The sequence below is a fragment of the Luteibacter sp. 621 genome (genome assembly GCF_050435445.1).
Lineage (GTDB): Bacteria > Pseudomonadota > Gammaproteobacteria > Xanthomonadales > Rhodanobacteraceae > Luteibacter.
Map to the genome: position 1 here is coordinate 1 of NZ_JBNDKI010000031.1, position 17452 is coordinate 17452.

Consider the following 17452-nt stretch of genomic DNA (forward strand, 5'->3'; position numbering starts at 1 on the left):
GGGGGGGGCCCGGCCCCCCCCCCCCCCCCCCCCGCGCCCCCCCCCCCCCCCCCCCCCCCCCCCCCCCCCCCCCCCCCGCCGCGGGGGGGGGGGGGGCGGGCCCGGGCCCCCCCCCCCCCCCCCCCCCCCCCCCCCCCCCCGCTCCTACAGAGGATCGTGTGCGTGCCGACGGCACGCACTGCGGTTTATTCCACAACCACCGGGATCTTGCCGATCTTCGAGCGCCATTCCTTCGGGCCCGTGGTGTGCACCGAGGTACCAGCGCTGTCGACCGCGACGGTCACCGGCATATCCTGCACATCGAACTCATAGATCGCTTCCATGCCCAGGTCTTCGAAGGCCAGCACGCGCGAGCTCTTGATCGCCTTCGACACAAGGTACGCAGCGCCGCCGACGGCCATGAGATACACCGCCTTGTTATCGCGGATGGCATCAATAGCCGTGGGGCCGCGCTCGCTCTTGCCGACCATGCCGAGCAGGCCGGTGGTTTCGAGCATCTGGCGGGTGAACTTGTCCATGCGCGTCGCCGTGGTCGGGCCCGCCGGGCCAACGACTTCGTCACGCACCGGATCCACCGGGCCCACGTAGTAGATGAAGCGGTTGGTGAAATCGACCGGCAGCGTTTCGCCGCGGTTGAGCATATCGATCATGCGCTTGTGCGCGGCGTCGCGGCCGGTGAGCAGCTTGCCGTTGAGCAGGATGACTTCGCCCGGCTGCCAGCTGTTCACTTCCTCGCGGGTGATCGTATCGAGGTTCACCCGGCGACCCTTCGACGAGTCGTAGGTGAGCTTCGGCCAGTCTTCCAGCGACGGCGGATCGAGCATCACCGGGCCCGAGCCATCCATCACGAAATGCGCGTGGCGGGTCGCGGCGCAGTTCGGGATGATCGCGACCGGCAGGTTGGCGGCGTGGGTCGGGTAATCGCTGACCTTCACATCGAGCACGGTGGTGAGGCCACCCAGGCCCTGCGCACCAATGCCGAGCGCGTTGACCTTCTCGTAGAGTTCCAGGCGCAGTTCTTCCGCGCGGTTGGACGGGCCACGGGCCTGCAGCTCAGTGATATCGATCGGCTCCATCAGCGATTCCTTCGCCAGCAGCATCGCCTTCTCGGCGGTGCCACCAATGCCGATACCGAGCATACCCGGCGGGCACCAGCCGGCGCCCATGGTCGGCACGGTCTTCAGCACCCAATCCACGATGGAATCGGAAGGGTTCAGCATGGCGAACTTGGATTTCGCCTCCGAACCGCCGCCCTTGGCGGCCACGGTCACATCGAGCTTATCGCCCGGCACGATCGAGACGTTCACCACCGCCGGCGTGTTATCGCGCGTGTTCATGCGCTTGCCAGCCGGATCGGCCAGTACCGAGGCGCGCAGCTTGTTATCCGGGTGGTTGTAGGCTCGGCGCACGCCCTCGTTCACCATGTCTTCCACGCTCATGGTGGCATCGTCCCAGCGGACGTTCATGCCGACCTTGAGGAACACGGTGACGATGCCGGTGTCCTGGCAGATCGGCCGGTGGCCCTCGGCGCACATGCGCGAATTGATGAGGATCTGCGCGATCGCATCCTTCGCGGCCGGGGATTCCTCGCGCTCGTAGGCGGCCGAGAGGTTCCGGATGTAATCCACCGGGTGGTAGTACGAAATGTACTGGAGGGCGTCTGCGACGCTCTGGATGAGGTCGTCCTGCTTGATCGAGGTCATGGTGTTACCGCTGGCTCGCTAGGCTGGCAAAACGCCAATTTTAGCGCACCTTGGCCGGTGTAAGGTGGTGGGGTCTGCCCCGGTCTATCTCCTGGCACCCCCGCAAACGGAGTTCCCATGCGTTCCCGCTTCCGCACCGCCCTGTTCGCCCTGGCCTTCCTGGCCGCCGCCTTGGGTATCGCCCAGCCCGCCCTCGCGGCCCAGACCGCCCCAGAGTTCGAGGGGATCGCCGCCTGGCAGAACTCCAAGCCGCTGACCATGAAGGGCCTGCGCGGCAAGGTCGTGCTCATCGATTTCTGGGCGTATTCCTGCATCAACTGCCTGCGCACCCTGCCCCATGTCACCCGCTGGTACGACCAGTACAAGGACAAGGGCCTGGTGATCGTCGGCGTGCACTCGCCGGAATTCCCGTTCGAGAAGCAGGAAGGCAACGTCCGCGACGCTATCAAGAAGTACAACATCCACTACCCGGTAGCCCAGGACAACGACCTGGCCACGTGGGATGCCTGGGATAACCAGTACTGGCCCGCGGAGTACCTGGTGGACCAGCGCGGCAACGTGGTGGCCCACCACTTCGGCGAGGGCAACTACGCCGAGATGGAGAACGCGATCCGCACCCTGCTCGGCCTGCCCCGCCTGGCCGATGACAAGGCCGAAACCGACAAGGACGCCCCTGATTTTTCCCAGTTGGGCTCGCCGGAGATGTATTTCGGCAGCGACCGCAGCCAGAACAACGCCAGCCCGGAAGGCGCGCGTACCGGTGTTCGTGACTTTACGGCCCCGTCGCGCCTTGAGCTGAACCAGTTCGCGCTGGTGGGCCGCTGGGAAATCGGCCGCCAGAACGCCAGCCTGGTGGGCCCGAGCGGTGAGATTCGCCTGCATTTCAAGGCAAAGAAGGTGCACATGGTGGCCAGCGCGAACGATCCGGTGACCCTTGAGATCGCGGTGGACGGGAAGCCGCAGGCCCCGGTGACCGTGCAGGCCTCGCAGCTGTACACGCTGTTCGATGGGGATGGGTATAAGGATCACGTGCTGACGATCAAGATCCCCAAGGCCAACTTCCACGCGTTTACGTTTACGTTCGGGTAAACGACTCGCCGTCCGCTTCGCGCCAGTGAATCGGCTCATTCGCTGGCGCGAATGCGTGTTTCCAGCGGCTTGCGCCGCCTCGTTCTGGTGGGCTTGAGGCACAGAGACCTTGGTGCCCACCCTCGCTGCTCAGACAGGTCCTCCGCGTTCGGTGCGGAGTGCCGCTGCGCGGCATGTGTACTTATTTGGCCTACGGCCGCTCTCTTGTGCGGAACTCGCCTCGAGGGTGGGCACCAAGGTCTCTCCGATACACCGAGGTTTCTTGGTGGCGAGCTCGCAACCTACGACGCCCCGCCGTTGTAGGAGGCCACCCTGTGGCCGACAGCTTTCGCGACACCGCCGCAGGACCCGCGCGCGATCAACCAACAAAGCGAAGACGCCGGATCAGCTCACTGCGCCGTCGCCACCAACGTCGCCGACATCTGCGCCGGACTCGCCGTCACAAACGCCCCCATCGTCAACACACAGGTCAGCACGGCAGCAGCAAAAAAGGTCTTCAGCAGGAAGGTCTCAACTTTCATGGCAGTTCTCCTTGGGTATATCCGGTGAGGCATGAGCCCCTTTGCCCTAGACGCTGCATCCCCCATGCCAACGCTCGCGATACCGCCCAAACGGCGCCGCTAAGCCATTTCAACCGATGTGCCCCGACACGCACCGCGTGTCCGCGGACGAACCCTGTCCGGACACCCACGCCCACCGCAGACAACGCACCGGCTCTCCATCCATCGACCTCATGGATCAAAAGAGCCGTCGGGGCCCACCCTCGAGGCGAGTTTCGGAGGCGAGGGTGACGTACGGGAACAGCCGCCGCAGGCGGGAGCGGGCATGGATGCCCGCTCGTTTTTGATCGAGGCACGGAGGCCGAGTCGAAAACCCCCGTCCGGCACCCGGTTCGCGGCCGTAGGCCAAATAGGTACATGGCCGCGTAGCGGCATCCTTTGCGAACGCTGGAGACCTGTCTGAGCAGCGAGGGTGGGCCCCGACGGCTCTTCGCCTCAAGCCCTCAAAAGCGAGGCGGCGCAAGCCGCTGGCTCATGCATTCGCCCACGGCGAATGAACCGATTCGCCTGCGCAACGCCAAAAGCGAGCCCCGCCCCTTGCCAAGAGTGTTACTCACGATATATCGTACGACCACTACGTACGATATATCGGAGAACTCCCATGCACTTCTGGCACCACGCCAAGCGTCACTTCCGCGATGAGATGCACCAGCGATTCCACGACCACTTCGCCGCCGCAGGCCGTGGCGGCCGCTTCGGCGGCGGTGGCCCCTTCGGCTTTGACGACCGCGAAGGCATGCGCGGCGGCCGCGGTGGCGGCCGGTTCGGCGGTGGCCGCATGTTCGGCACCGGCGACCTCCGCCTCCTCCTCCTGGCCCTCATCGAAGAACAGCCGCGCCACGGCTACGAACTCATCCGCACCATCGAAGAAATGTTCGACGGCCAGTACAGCCCCAGCCCCGGCGCCATCTACCCCACCCTCACCATGCTCGAAGAGCTCGGCTACGCCCGCGTTGAAGCCGAGACCGGCGGCAAGAAGCTCTACGCCATCACCGACGAGGGCCGTGCCTTCCTCACCGAGAACCGCGACACCCTGGATGCGCTCACCGAGCGCCTGCAGGTCATGTCCCGGCACATGCGCCGGATGACCGTGCCCGGCGGCGTGCGCGATGCCATGCACGTACTGAAGCACCAGTTGATGAACCACCACAAGGCCTGGGACGACGCTGAGACCAAGCGTGTGGCCGCGATCGTCGAAGCCGCAGCAAAGCAGATTGCGGAGCGCCAGGGATGAGCGAAAAGCATGTGATCCAGCGCATGCGCCACGAGGTTCGCATGCGCATCCTCACCGTCGTGAAGGTGCAACCGCTCACCCCGCACATGGTGCGCATCACCGTGCAGGGCCCCGAGCTGGAAGGGTTTCCTTCGGCCTCGCCCGATGACCACGTGAAGCTGTTCCTGCCGACATCCAAGGGCGAGTTCAACCTGCCGACCATGACACCGGATGGCCCGGTGTACCCGCAGGGCAAGGAGCCTTCGCCGGCCCGCGACTACACGCCGCGCCAGTTCCGCGCCGACTCGCTGGAGCTGGATCTCGACTTCGTCATCCACGGCGATGGCCCGGCATCCACCTGGGCCGAAAGCGCCAAGGTGGGCGACAAGCTCGGCGTGGGCGGCCCGCGCGGCTCCATGATCGTGCCGGACGACTACGACCACTACGTGCTGGTAGGCGACGAGACCGCCCTGCCCGCCATCGGCCGCTGGCTCGAGGAAATGCCCAAGGACAAACCGGTGACGGTGCTGGCCGAGATCGCATCTGCGGAAGAGAAGCAGGATCTCGCACGTGATGTGCGCTGGTTCATCCGCGGCGAATCCCCTTCGATCGACGAGGTGCTTGCCACGATCCCCGTCCCGGCCGGCGATACGTTCTGGTGGGTGGCCACCGAATCGAAGCGTGCGCGCAGTCTGCGTTCGTTGCTGGTGGAGCACCGTGGTATCGACAAGGATTGGGTCAAGGCTACCGGCTACTGGGTTGCCGCCACTCCGCTATGAAAACGCGGTTGTAGGAGCGCGCTTGCACGCGATGGGTATTGCCGCAGGCATCCATCGCGCGCAAGCGCGCTCCTACAGACGAGCATGTCCTGCCGGAATCAGAAATTCCAGCGCACCCCCAGGTTCACCGCATCGCTACGCGTGTGCGTGGCGCGGTCGGTGCTGTAGTACACGAAGGCGCTGGCGGCCGGGGTGAAATCGAAGCTTGCACCCAGCGCGCCCTGCCAGTGATTCTTCATCGGGCGCGAACCTTCCACCGTGAAGCTGTCGGTCGGCAGGCCGGCGAAGCTGTTGTTCACCGATGCCGTATCGTCCTTCGTGTTGTGCAGGTAGCGCACCATGGCGATCGGGTGCAGCTTCGTGCCCGCCACGCCCAGGTCCACATCACCCGACAGGCGCAGGCCGGCGCCGTACTGCATGCTCGTGGCCGAAGCCTTGCCGACGCGCAGGTCCGCATCGCCCGCGCCCTTCTCGGTGAAGCTGTCGTACTTCACCTTGCTGTAGTACGCGCCCACGAACGGCTCCAGGTGCATGGCCTGGCTCACATTGAAGCGGAAGCCGCTCTCGATCGCGCCGTTGGTGGCCTTGCCGTTGTAATCGCCGCGCGCCTCCGGCATGAGCGTGCCCACGTTGATGCGGCGGTGGCTGTCACCATCGTGCCAGCCGTACGAGGCCAGGCCTTCGATCCAGAACTGCTGGTCGTTGAAGTACAGTGCATGCAGGCCGATCGCCGCCTGGTCCACATCGGTGTAGTCACCGCGGCTGTGCACTTCGGTGCGGGCGTTCGCCAGGTTGGCATGCACACCCGCGCGGAAGTCCGAACCCAGATCGGTATCGGTACCGACGATGATGCCGTTGATGCGGTAATCGGCACGCGATACGTCGGCGCTGCGCGACAGATCACTGCTGGAGGTGTACGGCTCCGCCCACACGGCCGTACCCTTCTCGCCCGTGTCACGGTCCAGCTTCAGGCGGTAGAACACCGAATCCTGATACTGGCTCTGCCCCGTGAGCTCGGCCTGCGCGGCCGAGGCGTAGGTTTCACCGGTGAGCGAATCGAATGCGCCATTCACCTGGGCCGAACGCAGGCCACGCAGGTAGCCCAGCAAGGTCGGCAACACGTTATTGCCGGATGCCGCGGCGTGCTGCAGGGCAGTCGCCACGCTGTGCTGGTTTGAGTTCAGGCCAGGGAACTGATCGAAGCCCACGCCCTCGCCACCCGGGGTGACGGGGCCGCCGGTACCCGCCTGGGTCAGCGTCACGATCACGTTATTGCCGACGGTGGTGACACCTTCATCGAGGAACGGCAGGTCGCCCTTCACCACGCTGCCGTAGCTGCCATTGATGGGCGTGGAGGACGTCACCACCGTGTAGGTGGACGATGACCCGAACGTGCCGTTGCCCGTCGGCGTCGTCACCAGCGTGCCGCCTACCGTGGTCGGGCCGTTGGAAGCGATGTGGTCGCTGGTGCCGTTCGAGGTAATGCGGATGACGGTGTGCGAGTTGCCGGTCTGGCTCAGGCCACCCGTGGTGAGTGTCGTGCCGGGCGTGCCGTTATCCGCCGCCGCGCCGGTGCCCCCCGGGATGCCGCCAGGTGCCACGGTGCCGTTATCCACGGTCACAGGGCCGGTGATGGTGCCACCGCCCGCCACACCGCCGCCATTGCCAACCGTCACCGGCCCACCCAGTGTCCCATTCACGACGAGGTTGCCGCCGATCGTGGTGCCGCCGAAGGTGACATTCGTACCCGCACCGATGGCCAGTGTGCCCGCGCCAACGTTGAGGTTACCGATGCCGTTGAACACGCCGTTGGCGAGTGAGCCTTCGCCGTTGCCGGTGATGTTCAGCGTGGCATCGGCGTCGCCATTCACCGTGCCAGTGACGCTCGGCAGGTTGCCATAGCTCACGTTGAGATCGCCGCCACCCAGGTTGAGCGTTCCGGCAATGGCGCCCCCAGCGGTGATGTTGTTGGCGGGGCCATTGAACGTCGCGGTACCGCCAGCACCCACGCTTACACCACCGGTGTAACTGTCGATGGCGGTGAGCGTGCCGCCGTTAACGGCCAGGCCACCGGTGTAGTCGGCCAGCGAACCGCCGAGCGTCAAGCTGCCGGTGCCTTCCTTATCCAGGGCGCCGCTGCCGGAGAGTGCGCCATTCAGGGTGAGGTTGTTCGCGCCATCGACCGTCACGCCGTTGCTGCCGACGCTCACGGCGTTCGGCAAGGTCACCGTGGTACCTGCCTGCAGCGTGGCACCATCGATGGCAAGGTCACCCGTGCCCAGCGCGTTGTTGTTGCCAACCACCACGGTCCCACCGCTGACAGTCGTACCGCCGGTGTAGGTGTTGTTGCCGTTGAGGGTGAGCACCTTGAGGTTCACCTTGAACAGGCGACCCGCGCCGCTGATATCGCCGTTGAGGGTGAGAGGATCATCACCGGTGGTGTTCAGGTCCGCATTGAGCACGATGTTGTTAGCCAGCGTGAGCGCACCCACGCCACCCAGCGAGGCCGGGCCGCCCACGGTGAGCGTGCTCGTACCCAGCGCCTGGTCGTTGCCGAGCACCAGGCCGCCCGCGTTGAGTGTCACCCCACCGCTGAACACGTTGGCCCCGCCCAGCGTGAGGTTCGCCGCGCCGTTCTTCACCAGTCCGCCGGTGCCACTGATCGTACTGTTGAGCGTGGCGTCCGTCGCACCGCCCAGCGTGAGCGTGTTGCCACCCAATGCCACGTTGCTGCCGGCGACGCCACTCAGTGTGGCGATGGACTGGTTGCCGCCCGCACTGATATCGAACGTACCCGTACCGGCCAGGTTAACCGCACCCGCCGGCGAGAGGCTGCCGCCCGCGCCGATCGCCAGCGTGCCGGCGTTGATCGTGGTGCCGCCGGTGTACGTATCCGCACCGGTCAGCGTCAGCGTAGAAGCGCCGTTCTTGGTCAGGCTGCCTGCGCCCGAGATCACGCCTGCCAGCGTGGTGTCGTTGCTGCCAGCCACCGTAAGGGCCGCGTTGAGGGCCACGTCGTTGGCCAGCGTCACCGGAGCGCTCGCATCCAGCGTGGAAGCGCCACCGACCGTGAGTGCGCCCGTGCCGAGCGAGGCGTTGTTCCCAACGACCAATGTTCCGGCGTTGAGCGTGACCCCACCACTGAACGTGTTCGGGCCACCGAGCGCCTGCACGCCGGCCCCGTTCTTCACCAGGCTGCCCGTACCGCTGATGGTGCCGTCGTATGACGCATTGCCGACGCCGCCGAGCACGAGTGCGTTGGCACCCAGGGTGACGTTGCTACCCGCCACGCCGGCCAGGGAGCCGATGGTCTGCGGGCTGGTCGCACCGCTGATATCGAATCCGGTGCCCGCCGCGTTAAGCGTCACCGCCCCGTTGGGAGACAGGCTGCCGCCCGCGCCGATCGCCAGGATGCCGGCATCGATGAAGGTGCCACCCGTGTACGTGTTGGTACCGGTCAGGGTCTCGGTCCCGGTACCCACCTTGGTCACGCTGCCGGTGCCAGCAATCGAGCCGCCGAACGTACCGTCCGTCGGGCCGCCCACCACAAGCGCGTTATCACCCAGGTTCACCGTGCCGCTGCCGACCAGCGTGCCGAACTGCTGCGTGCCATTGCCGGCGGAGAGATCGAACGTGGCGCCCGACGCCAGGTTCACCACGCCCGAAGAAGCCAGGCTTGCACCAGCGCCCAGGGCCAGCGTGCCCGCGTTGATGTAGGTGCCACCGGTGTAAGTGTTGGTGCCGTTCAACGTCAGCGTCGCCGCACCATCCTTGCTCAGGCTGCCGGTGCCGCTGATGTTGCCGTTGAGGGTCATGTTGTTCGTGCCCAGAACATCCAGCCCGGCATTGAGCACGATGTTGTTGGCCAGGGTCACCGCCGTGTTCGAATCCAGCGTGGATGCGCCGCCTACCGTCAGCGCGCCCGTACCCAGTGCCGCATCGTTACCGAGGACCAGGCCACCAGCGTTCAACGTAACGCCACCGGTGAACGTGTTCGCGCCGTTGAGCGTCTGCACGCCCGCGCCATCCTTGATCAGGCCACCGCTTCCCGTGATGACGCCATTGTAGGCGTTATCCGTGGCACCACCCAGGCCGAGCGAATTACCACCCAGCGTGACGGTAGTGCCGGCGGCGCCACCCAGTGAGCCGACCGTCTGCGTGCCACCCGCGCCGGAGATATCAAAGTTGCCGGTGCCGGCGAGGTTGAGTGCACCCGTATCCGAAAGGCTGCCGCCCGCGCCAATGGCCAGCGTGCCACTGTTGATCGTCGTGCCGCCGCTGTACGTGTTGGCACCGGTCAATGTCACCGTCGACGCGCCATCCTTCACCAGGCCGCCCGCACCGGAGAACACGCCGCCAAAGGTCACCGCATTGCTGCCCAGCAGATCGAGCGTCGTGCCCGCCGCGATATCCACGTCATTGCTGACGTTCAACGCTTTGTTGGTATCCAGCGTGGCGTTACCGGCCACGCTCAGCGTGCCTGTACCCAGTGCGCCGTTATCGCCCAGCAGCAAGCCGCCCGCGTTGAGCGTGACGCCACCACTGAAGCTATTGGCGCCCCCCAGCTCCTGCACGCTCGCGCCGCTCTTCACCAGGCTGCCGGTGCCCACGATCAGGCCGTCATAGGCGCCGTTGGCGACACCGGCGAGCGTGAGCGAATTTCCACCGAGCGTCACGCTGCTACCCGCGACGCCGTTGAGCACACCGATCACCTGCGGATCCGCGGCGCTGATATCGAAACCCGCACCCGGGGCCGTCAGCGTCACGGCGCCGTTGGCTGCCAGGCTGCCGCCCGCACCGATCGCGAGCGTTCCTTCGTCGATGAAGGTGCCGCCGGTGTAGGTATTGGTACCGGTCAGCGTCTCGGTGCCGGTACCGACCTTGGTCAGGCTGCCGGTACCGCCGATCGAGCCGCTGAAGGTGCCATCGGCGGGGCCACCCACATTGATGTTGTTGCCACCGATATTCACCAGGCCGCTGCCGATCAGCGTGCCGAACGCCTGCGTGCCGTTGCCCGCCGAGAGATCGAATACGGCGCCATCGGCAAGATAAACGATGCCACCCGCATACAGGCTGGCGTTCGCGCCGAGTGCGAGCGTGCCGGCGTTGATCTGCGTATCGCCGGTATACGTGTTTGCACCGTTCAACGTGAGTAGCGCGTTGCCGTTCTTGATGAGGCCGCCGGTGCCTGCCAGCGTGCCGTTGAGCGTAAGGTTGTTTGAACCCGGTACGGTCAGGTTGGCGTTCAGCACCATGTTGTTGCCGAGCGTCACCGGCGCCGTGCTATCGAGCGTCGAGGCGCCCGCCACGGTCAGCGTGCCCGTACCCAACGCCGCATCGTTACCGGCCTTCAGGCCACCGGCAATCAGCGTAATACCGCCGCTGAACGTATTCGCGCCACCGAGCTCTTCGGTGCCGGAGCCGATTTTCACCAATCCGCCGGTGCCGCTGATCACGCCATCAAAAGCACGGTCCGTCGCGTTGCCGAAGGCAAGGCTTTGGCCGCCCAGGTTTACCGTGGTGCCGCCCACGCCAGAAAGCGAACCGATGGTCTGGTTCGCGCCGCTGGCCGAAATATCAAACCCGGCACCCGCCGTGGTGAGGTTGACGTCGCCCGTCGCCGCCAGGCTACCGCCTGCTCCCAAGGCCAGGGTGCCGCCGTTGATCGTCGTGCCGCCGGTGTAGGTATTCGTACCACCGAGCACCTGCACACCCGCGCCATCCTTCACGACACTGCCGGTACCGCCGATGGTGCCGTTATAGGTGGCGTTACCGACACCACCAAGGGTCAGTGCATTGCCGCCAAGGGTGACGGCACTGCCGGCGACGCCATTCAACGCGCCGATGGCTTGCGCGCCACCGCCACTGATATCAAACACGGTGCCCGGCGCCGCCAGGTTCACCGCACCGGTCGAGGCAAGGCCGCCGCCAGCGCCAAGGGCCAGCGTGCCGGCATTGATCGTCGTGCCGCCGGTGTACGTGCTGGCACCCGTGAGCGTCTGCGTGCCCGCGCCCTGTTTCACCACGCCGCCGGTGCCGGCGATGATGCCGCCGAAGGTGCCGCTACCGGTGCCGCCGAGCGCCACCGTATTCGCACCCAGCGCCACCGTACCGGTGCCGGTCAACGCGCCAACGCTTTGCGTGCCGCTACCACCGGAGATATCCAGCGTCGCGCCCGTGGCAAGGTTCACGGTGCCTGCGGTGGAAAGGCTGCCGCCCGCGCCGAGCGCGAGCGTGCCGGCGTTGACGTTGGTGCCACCGGTGTACGTGTTCGCGCCGGTCAGCGTGAGCGTGGCTGCGCCGGTCTTGGTCAGGCCGCCTGCGCCACTGATGACGCCGCCGAGTGTCAGCGCGTTATTGCCCAGGACGGTAAGGCCCGCATTGAGCGCCACGTTGTTCGCCAGCGTAACGGGGCCATTGCTGTCGAGCGTGGTCAAGCCGCCCACGGTCAGCGCACCCGTACCCAGCGCACTGTTGTTGCCGACGATCAGGCCGCCCGCATTCAACACAGTCCCGCCGCTGTACGTGCTCGCGCCGCCAAGCGTTTGCACGCCGGTGCCCACCTTAACGATGCCACCCGTGCCGGTGATCGCACCCGCATAGGTGCGGTCGGTCGCGTTGCCAAAGGTGAGCGTCTGCGCGCCCAGTCCGACGGTCGTACCTGCTACGCCACTGAGCGAACCGATGGTCTGGTTGGCGCCGCTGCCGGAAATATCGAACGCGGCACCGGCCACGGCGAGGTTCACGTCACCCGTGGCGGCAAGCTTGCCGCCTGCGCCCAGTGCCAGCGTACCGGCATTGATCGTCGTACCGCCCGTGTAAGTGTTCGCCCCCGTCAGTGTGACCGTCGCGGCACCATCCTTCACAAGGCCACCGGTGCCACTCACGGTACCGGCCAGCGTCATCGCGTTGCTGCCGAGAAGGTCGAGCGTATTGCCCGAGCCAAGCGCCACGTTGTTGTTGAGTGTCACCGCCGTGCTCGCGTCCAGCGAGCCGCTGCCGGCGACCGTGAGCGCGCCGGTGCCGAGCGCGCCGTTGTTACCCACCAGCAGGCCACCTGCATTGAGCGTGACACCGCCGCTGAAGGTATTCGCGCCACCCAGTGCCTGCGTGCCCGCCCCGTTCTTCACCAGCGCGCCGGTACCCGCGATAACGCCGTCATACCCACCGTTGGCGACACCGCCCACGGTCAACGTGCTGCCACCGAGCGTCACCGTGCTGCCCGCTACGCCATTGAGCACGCCGATCGTCTGGTTGCCACCCGCACTGATATCGAAGCCCGTGCCGGGACCCGTAAGCGCGACGGCACCGGTCGATGCGAGGCTGCCACCCGCGCCGATCGCCAGCGTGCCCGCATTGATCAGCGTACCGCCGGTGTAGGAGTTCGTGCCCGTCAGCGTTTCGGTACCCGTGCCTACTTTGATCAGGCCGCCGGTGCCCGCTACCGAACCGGCAAAGGTACCGTTGGTCGCGCTGCCCAGGGTGATCGTATTCGCGCCAAGGTTCACGACGCCGCTGCCGATCAGCGTACCGATCTGCTGTGCACCGTTGCCTGCGGAAAGATCCAGTGTTGTACCGGCGAGAAGGTTCACCGTGCCCGCGGAGGCGAGGCTGGCACCGGCGCCGAGCGCCAACGTGCCCGCATTCACCAGGGTGCCGCCGGTATACGTGTTCACGCCATTGAGCGTGAGCGTGGCCGCGCCGTTCTTGGTCAGGCTACCCGCGCCACTGAGCACGCCATTGAGCGTCAGTGCGTTGTTGCCGAGCACGGTAAGCCCGGCGTTGAGCGCAATGTTGTTCGCCAACGCGATGGGGCCGTTGCTATCCAGGGTGCTCGCACCGGCCACGGTGAGCGTGCCCGTGCCAAGCGCGCTGTTGTTCCCTACCACCAGGCCGCCCGCGTTCAACGCCAGGCCACCACTGAACGTGCTCGCACCCCCCAGGGTCACCACACCGGTCCCGACCTTCACCAGGCCGCCCGTTCCCGCGACGGTGCTGTTGAGCGTCGTGTTCGTGCCATTGCCGAAGGTGAGCGCGTTGCCACCGAGGGCCAGCGTGCTGCCGGCGACGCCGGAGAGCGCGCCGACGGTCTGGTTGGCACCCGCGCCACTGATATCGAAGATGCCACCGGCGCCAGCAAGGTTCACGCTGCCAGCGGCGGCGAGCTGCGCACCCGCGCCAAGCGCGAGCGTGCCACCGTTGATGGTGGTACCCCCGGTATAGCCATTGATGCCACCCAGCGTGAGGGTCGACGGGCCATCCTTGGTGAGGCTGCCCACGCCGTTCACCGCTCCCGCCAGGGTGAGCGCGTTATTGCCCAGCACATCGAGATTGGCACCCGTACCCAGGTTCACGGTGTTGCCCACGGCAAGCGCCGTGCTGGTATCAAGCGTGGCGTTGCCACCAACGTTCAATGCCCCGCCGACGCCCAGTGCATTCGCATTCCCAAGGACGAGGCCACCGGCATTCAGGTTCACGCCACCGGTAAACGTATTGGGGCCACTGAGCGTGAGCGTGGAGGCCCCGTTTTTCACGATGTTACCGGTGCCGGCGATCGTGCCACCGAGCGCCAGGGCCTGGTTCCCGGCGACACTGAGCGTGCCGCCACCCAGCACGTTCACCGCGTTACCGACGTTGAGCGCGGCACTGTTATCCAGCGTGACTGCGCCGTTGACCGTGAGCGCACCGGTACCGAGCGCGTTGTTGTTGCCGAGCAACAGGCCGCCACCCGCGAGATTCACACCGCCGCTGAAGGTGTTGGCGCCGTTGAGCGTAAGCAGCGAGGCGCCGTTCTTGGTGAGTGCGCCGCTACCGGCGATCACACCCCCCAGCGTGAGGTTCGGCGCGCCTGGCAGGGTAAGCGTGTTCCCGGCGCCCAGGTTTACGTTGTTGGCCAGATTGAGCGCGCTGCTCGACGCGAGGGTGGCATTGCCGCCCACGTTGAGCGCGCCGGTGCCAAGTGCGTTGCTGTTGCCAAGGCTAAGCGTGCCCGCGTTGAGGTTCACGCCACCGCTGAAGGTATTGGTGCCCGTGAGCGCGAGCGTATTGGCACCGTCCTTCGTCAGGCTGCCCGTGCCGCCGATCGTGCCACCCAGCGTCAGGTTGTTGCTGCCCGGCAGGGTGAGATTGGCCCCCAGGTTGACGTTGTTCGCCAGGGTATAGGCGGCGGAGGTATCGAGCGTTCCTGCACCACTGACCGTCAACGTGCCGGTGCCCAATGCACCCGCGTTGCCGAGTACAAGGCCACCGGCGCTGAGATTGACACCGCCGCCGAACGTATTCGCGCCGGTGAGCGTGGTGGTGCCGGAGCCAGCCTTCACCAGGCCGCCGGTGGCCGTGCCGGTGATGGTGCTGGCCACGGTCTGGTTGGTGGTGTCACCGAAGGTGAGGACATTGCCACCCAGGGCCACCGTGGTACCGGCGACGCCCGAAAGCGCCCCGATCATCTGGTTGCCCGCCGCGGAAATATCGAACACGCTGCCCACGCCACTGAGCGTGACCGCATTGCTCGCGGCAAGACGGCCACCGGCACCGATGGCCAGGGTTCCCGCCGCCACATTGAGGCCGCCGGTGAACGTGTTCACGCCGTTGAGCGTGAGCGTGGAGGCGCCATTCTTCACAAGGCCGCCCGTGCCAGAAATCACGCCGTTAAACGTGAGCGGCTGGCCGCCCAGCACATTCAGCGATGCGCCGCCATTGAGCGCCACGTTGTTCGTGAGCGTGCGCGCGGCACTGCCGTCGATGGTCCCGGCACCATTGACGGTAAGCGTGCCCGCCCCCAGTGCGACATCGTTACCCAGCAGCAGGCCACCGGCATTAAGGGTGACGCCACCGCCGAAGGTGTTCGCACCATTGAGGGTGAGCTGCGATGCGCCATTTTTGATCAACGCGCCGGCACCGCCGATCACGCCGTTAAACACCAGGGGCTGGCCGCCGAGCAGGTTCAGGGAGGCACCGGTGCCCAGGTTCACCGCATTGGTGAGCGTGAGCCCCGCGGTCCCATCCAGGGTGACGCCGGAGGCGCCCACCGAGAGCGCGCCTGCACCCAGCGCACCGTTGTTACCCAGCAGCAGGCCGCCACCATTGAGCGCAACGCCGCCGGTAAAGAGGTTGGCGCCCGCCAGTGTCTGCACGCCGGTGCCTTGCTTCACAAGGCCGCCGGTGCCTGCGATCACCCCGGAATAGAATGTGTTGCCGATGCCGTTAAGCGTTAGCGTATGGGTGCCAAGGTTGACGTTGCCCGCCCCCGCGAGTGAACCGATCGTCTGGTTCGCCGCCGCCGACAGATCCATGCTGGTACCCGCGCCCAGCGAGATCGCACCCGTGGGCGACAGCGAGCCGCCAGCGCCAACGGCGAGCGCGCCGCCCGTGACGCCAAGAGAGCCGGTGAGTGTGCTGGCACCGTTGAGCGTAAGCGTGCCTGCGCCGCTCTTCACCACGCTACCGGCGCCCGAAAGCGATCCGTTGAGTGTCAGCGCCTGGCTACCGAGCAAGTTAAGCGTGCCCGCATTCACGACCACATTGTTGGCAAGGCTAAACGGCGCCGTGGTATCGAGCGATGCCGTGGCACCCACAGTCAGCGTGCCCGAGCCCAGGCCGCCCGCATTGCTGAGCAGTAGGCCGCCTGCGTTGAGGTTCACACCACCGCTGAACAGATTGCTGCCGCCAAGCGTCACGATGCCCGTATTGGTTACGGTAAGGCCGCCTGCTCCGGTGATGACGCCGTTCATCCCGAACGCCGTTGTACCGCCCAGCGTAAGGCGGCCGGTATTCAAGGAAACGTTGTTCGCCAGCGTAAGGCCACCCGCCGATGCCGCGATAGCGCCACCATTGGCATTCAGCGTGCCCGGGCCGAATGCACCGGCATTATTGAAGTTGACCAGGCCATCGTTGATCGTGGTGTCGGCCAGCGCGACCGCACCGAGCAGGTTCCACGTACCGCTGTTCACCCGCAGGTGCTGGAAGTGGATGTATTGCGCGGCATCGATCGTGGTGGGCGTACCGGTCGTGCCCGAGCCTGGTGTAAGGACATCGTTTTGCAGCACGAGGAAGTTGTTGAGGCCCGTGCCCGAACCGCCATCGACAATGCCCTTGCCGCTAAGGTTCACGCTGACGGTAACCAGGTTCAGGACGTTTAGCGAAAGGCCTTCGGCAAGGACACTGGATCCCGATACAGCGGTAAAGGTGTTGCCCGTAGCTGTGTCGCCCAGGTTGACGCTACCGCTGATGGTGCCTGCATTGATGAACGTGTTGCCTTGCCCGGCCGTCAGTGACGGCGCGAAACCAATACGGCCGCGGATATAGCCCGTATTGGTCATGTTCGTCCGCGCGCCGCCGTAGGAGACGACGGCCGGCGCATCGGACGTGTTGAGCAGGCCAATGCCAAGCACGTTCATGTCGATCGTGCCGTTGTTGGTGATGTTGGTGGTACCCCCCGTACCGTTCTGGGCGAGGATAGCCTGGCCGCCGACACCCAGCAGGGAACCCAGGTTGACGAGCCCCTTGATGGTCCCGGCCGCCGTGGGGCCGCTTGCCGGGAGGTTGTTGATATTGATGATGTTGGCGCCTGTATTGCCAACCACCAGGCCGCCGGAAACGATGCTTAGGGCGCCGCCCAGGTTCGGATCGATCGTGCCCTGGTTGTTTACCGTGATGCCGTTGCCGGTAAGGGTAAGGATCGGGCCGCCTAGCAACGGTGCGGAAAGCTGCCCGTCGCCACCGATGTTGACCACGACGCCATTGGTCGGGATCGAGTAAGAAATGGCCGAAAAACCAGAGCACGTGACCGTGGTCGTGATCTGTGTGCAGTCGGCGAATGCGGTACTGGGGAGGAACGAAGCGCTTATAAGCGAGGCCAGCGCGAGGTAGATACCTTTGCGGCGTGGAAGAGTACGTACGGTCGCGGCGCGCTTGCTCATTTTATTCACCCCTGCCATGTCCATGGTGGTTTCCATGGCAGCTTAGGCAGCGGCTACACGGCGGGACTGCACGAATAAGGCAGTGGACTAGGCGAATAAGGCAAGAATGCCGTCAGGCCCTCCTCACACGGCACACACGTTGCTTAATCGACGCGCGTCAAAAACACATAACCTTGCCGTCTATCGGGTT

Annotated in this window: 6 protein-coding genes; 3 read left to right on the plus strand and 3 right to left on the minus strand. The window is 65.8% G+C overall.

The window, feature by feature from the left end; translation table 11 throughout:
- Positions 1-185: 185 nt before the first annotated feature.
- Positions 186-1703 carry a fumarate hydratase gene (locus tag ABIE56_RS21765; protein ID WP_429245903.1) on the minus strand — a complete coding sequence of 506 codons (1518 nt, stop codon included), beginning with the start codon at positions 1701-1703 and terminating at the stop codon, positions 186-188.
- 117 nt (positions 1704-1820) lie between these two features.
- On the opposite strand from ABIE56_RS21765, the gene ABIE56_RS21770 reads away from it, so the two are divergent.
- Positions 1821-2792, plus strand: coding sequence for a thioredoxin family protein (locus ABIE56_RS21770; protein WP_429245904.1), 972 nt, complete (start codon positions 1821-1823; stop codon positions 2790-2792).
- Between the two features lie 389 nt (positions 2793-3181).
- Here ABIE56_RS21770 and ABIE56_RS21775 read toward each other — a convergent pair whose 3' ends face one another.
- Complete coding sequence (locus ABIE56_RS21775) at positions 3182-3313, minus strand: hypothetical protein (RefSeq protein ID WP_429245905.1); 132 nt, start codon at positions 3311-3313, stop codon at positions 3182-3184.
- Between the two features lie 640 nt (positions 3314-3953).
- Between ABIE56_RS21775 and ABIE56_RS21780 the strand changes: the two genes are divergently transcribed.
- Entirely contained in the window at positions 3954-4586 is a 633-nt protein-coding gene (locus ABIE56_RS21780; protein ID WP_429245906.1) for a PadR family transcriptional regulator, read from the plus strand.
- On the plus strand, positions 4583-5344 hold the full coding sequence (locus tag ABIE56_RS21785) for a siderophore-interacting protein (RefSeq protein ID WP_429245907.1): 762 nt from the start codon (positions 4583-4585) through the stop codon (positions 5342-5344). The genes ABIE56_RS21780 and ABIE56_RS21785 overlap by 4 nt, the downstream gene beginning before the upstream one ends.
- Before the next feature lie 98 nt (positions 5345-5442).
- Here ABIE56_RS21785 and ABIE56_RS21790 read toward each other — a convergent pair whose 3' ends face one another.
- A complete protein-coding gene (locus ABIE56_RS21790; RefSeq protein WP_429245908.1) occupies positions 5443-17262 on the minus strand; it encodes an autotransporter-associated beta strand repeat-containing protein in 11820 nt (3939 codons plus the stop codon).
- Positions 17263-17452 lie beyond the last annotated feature (190 nt).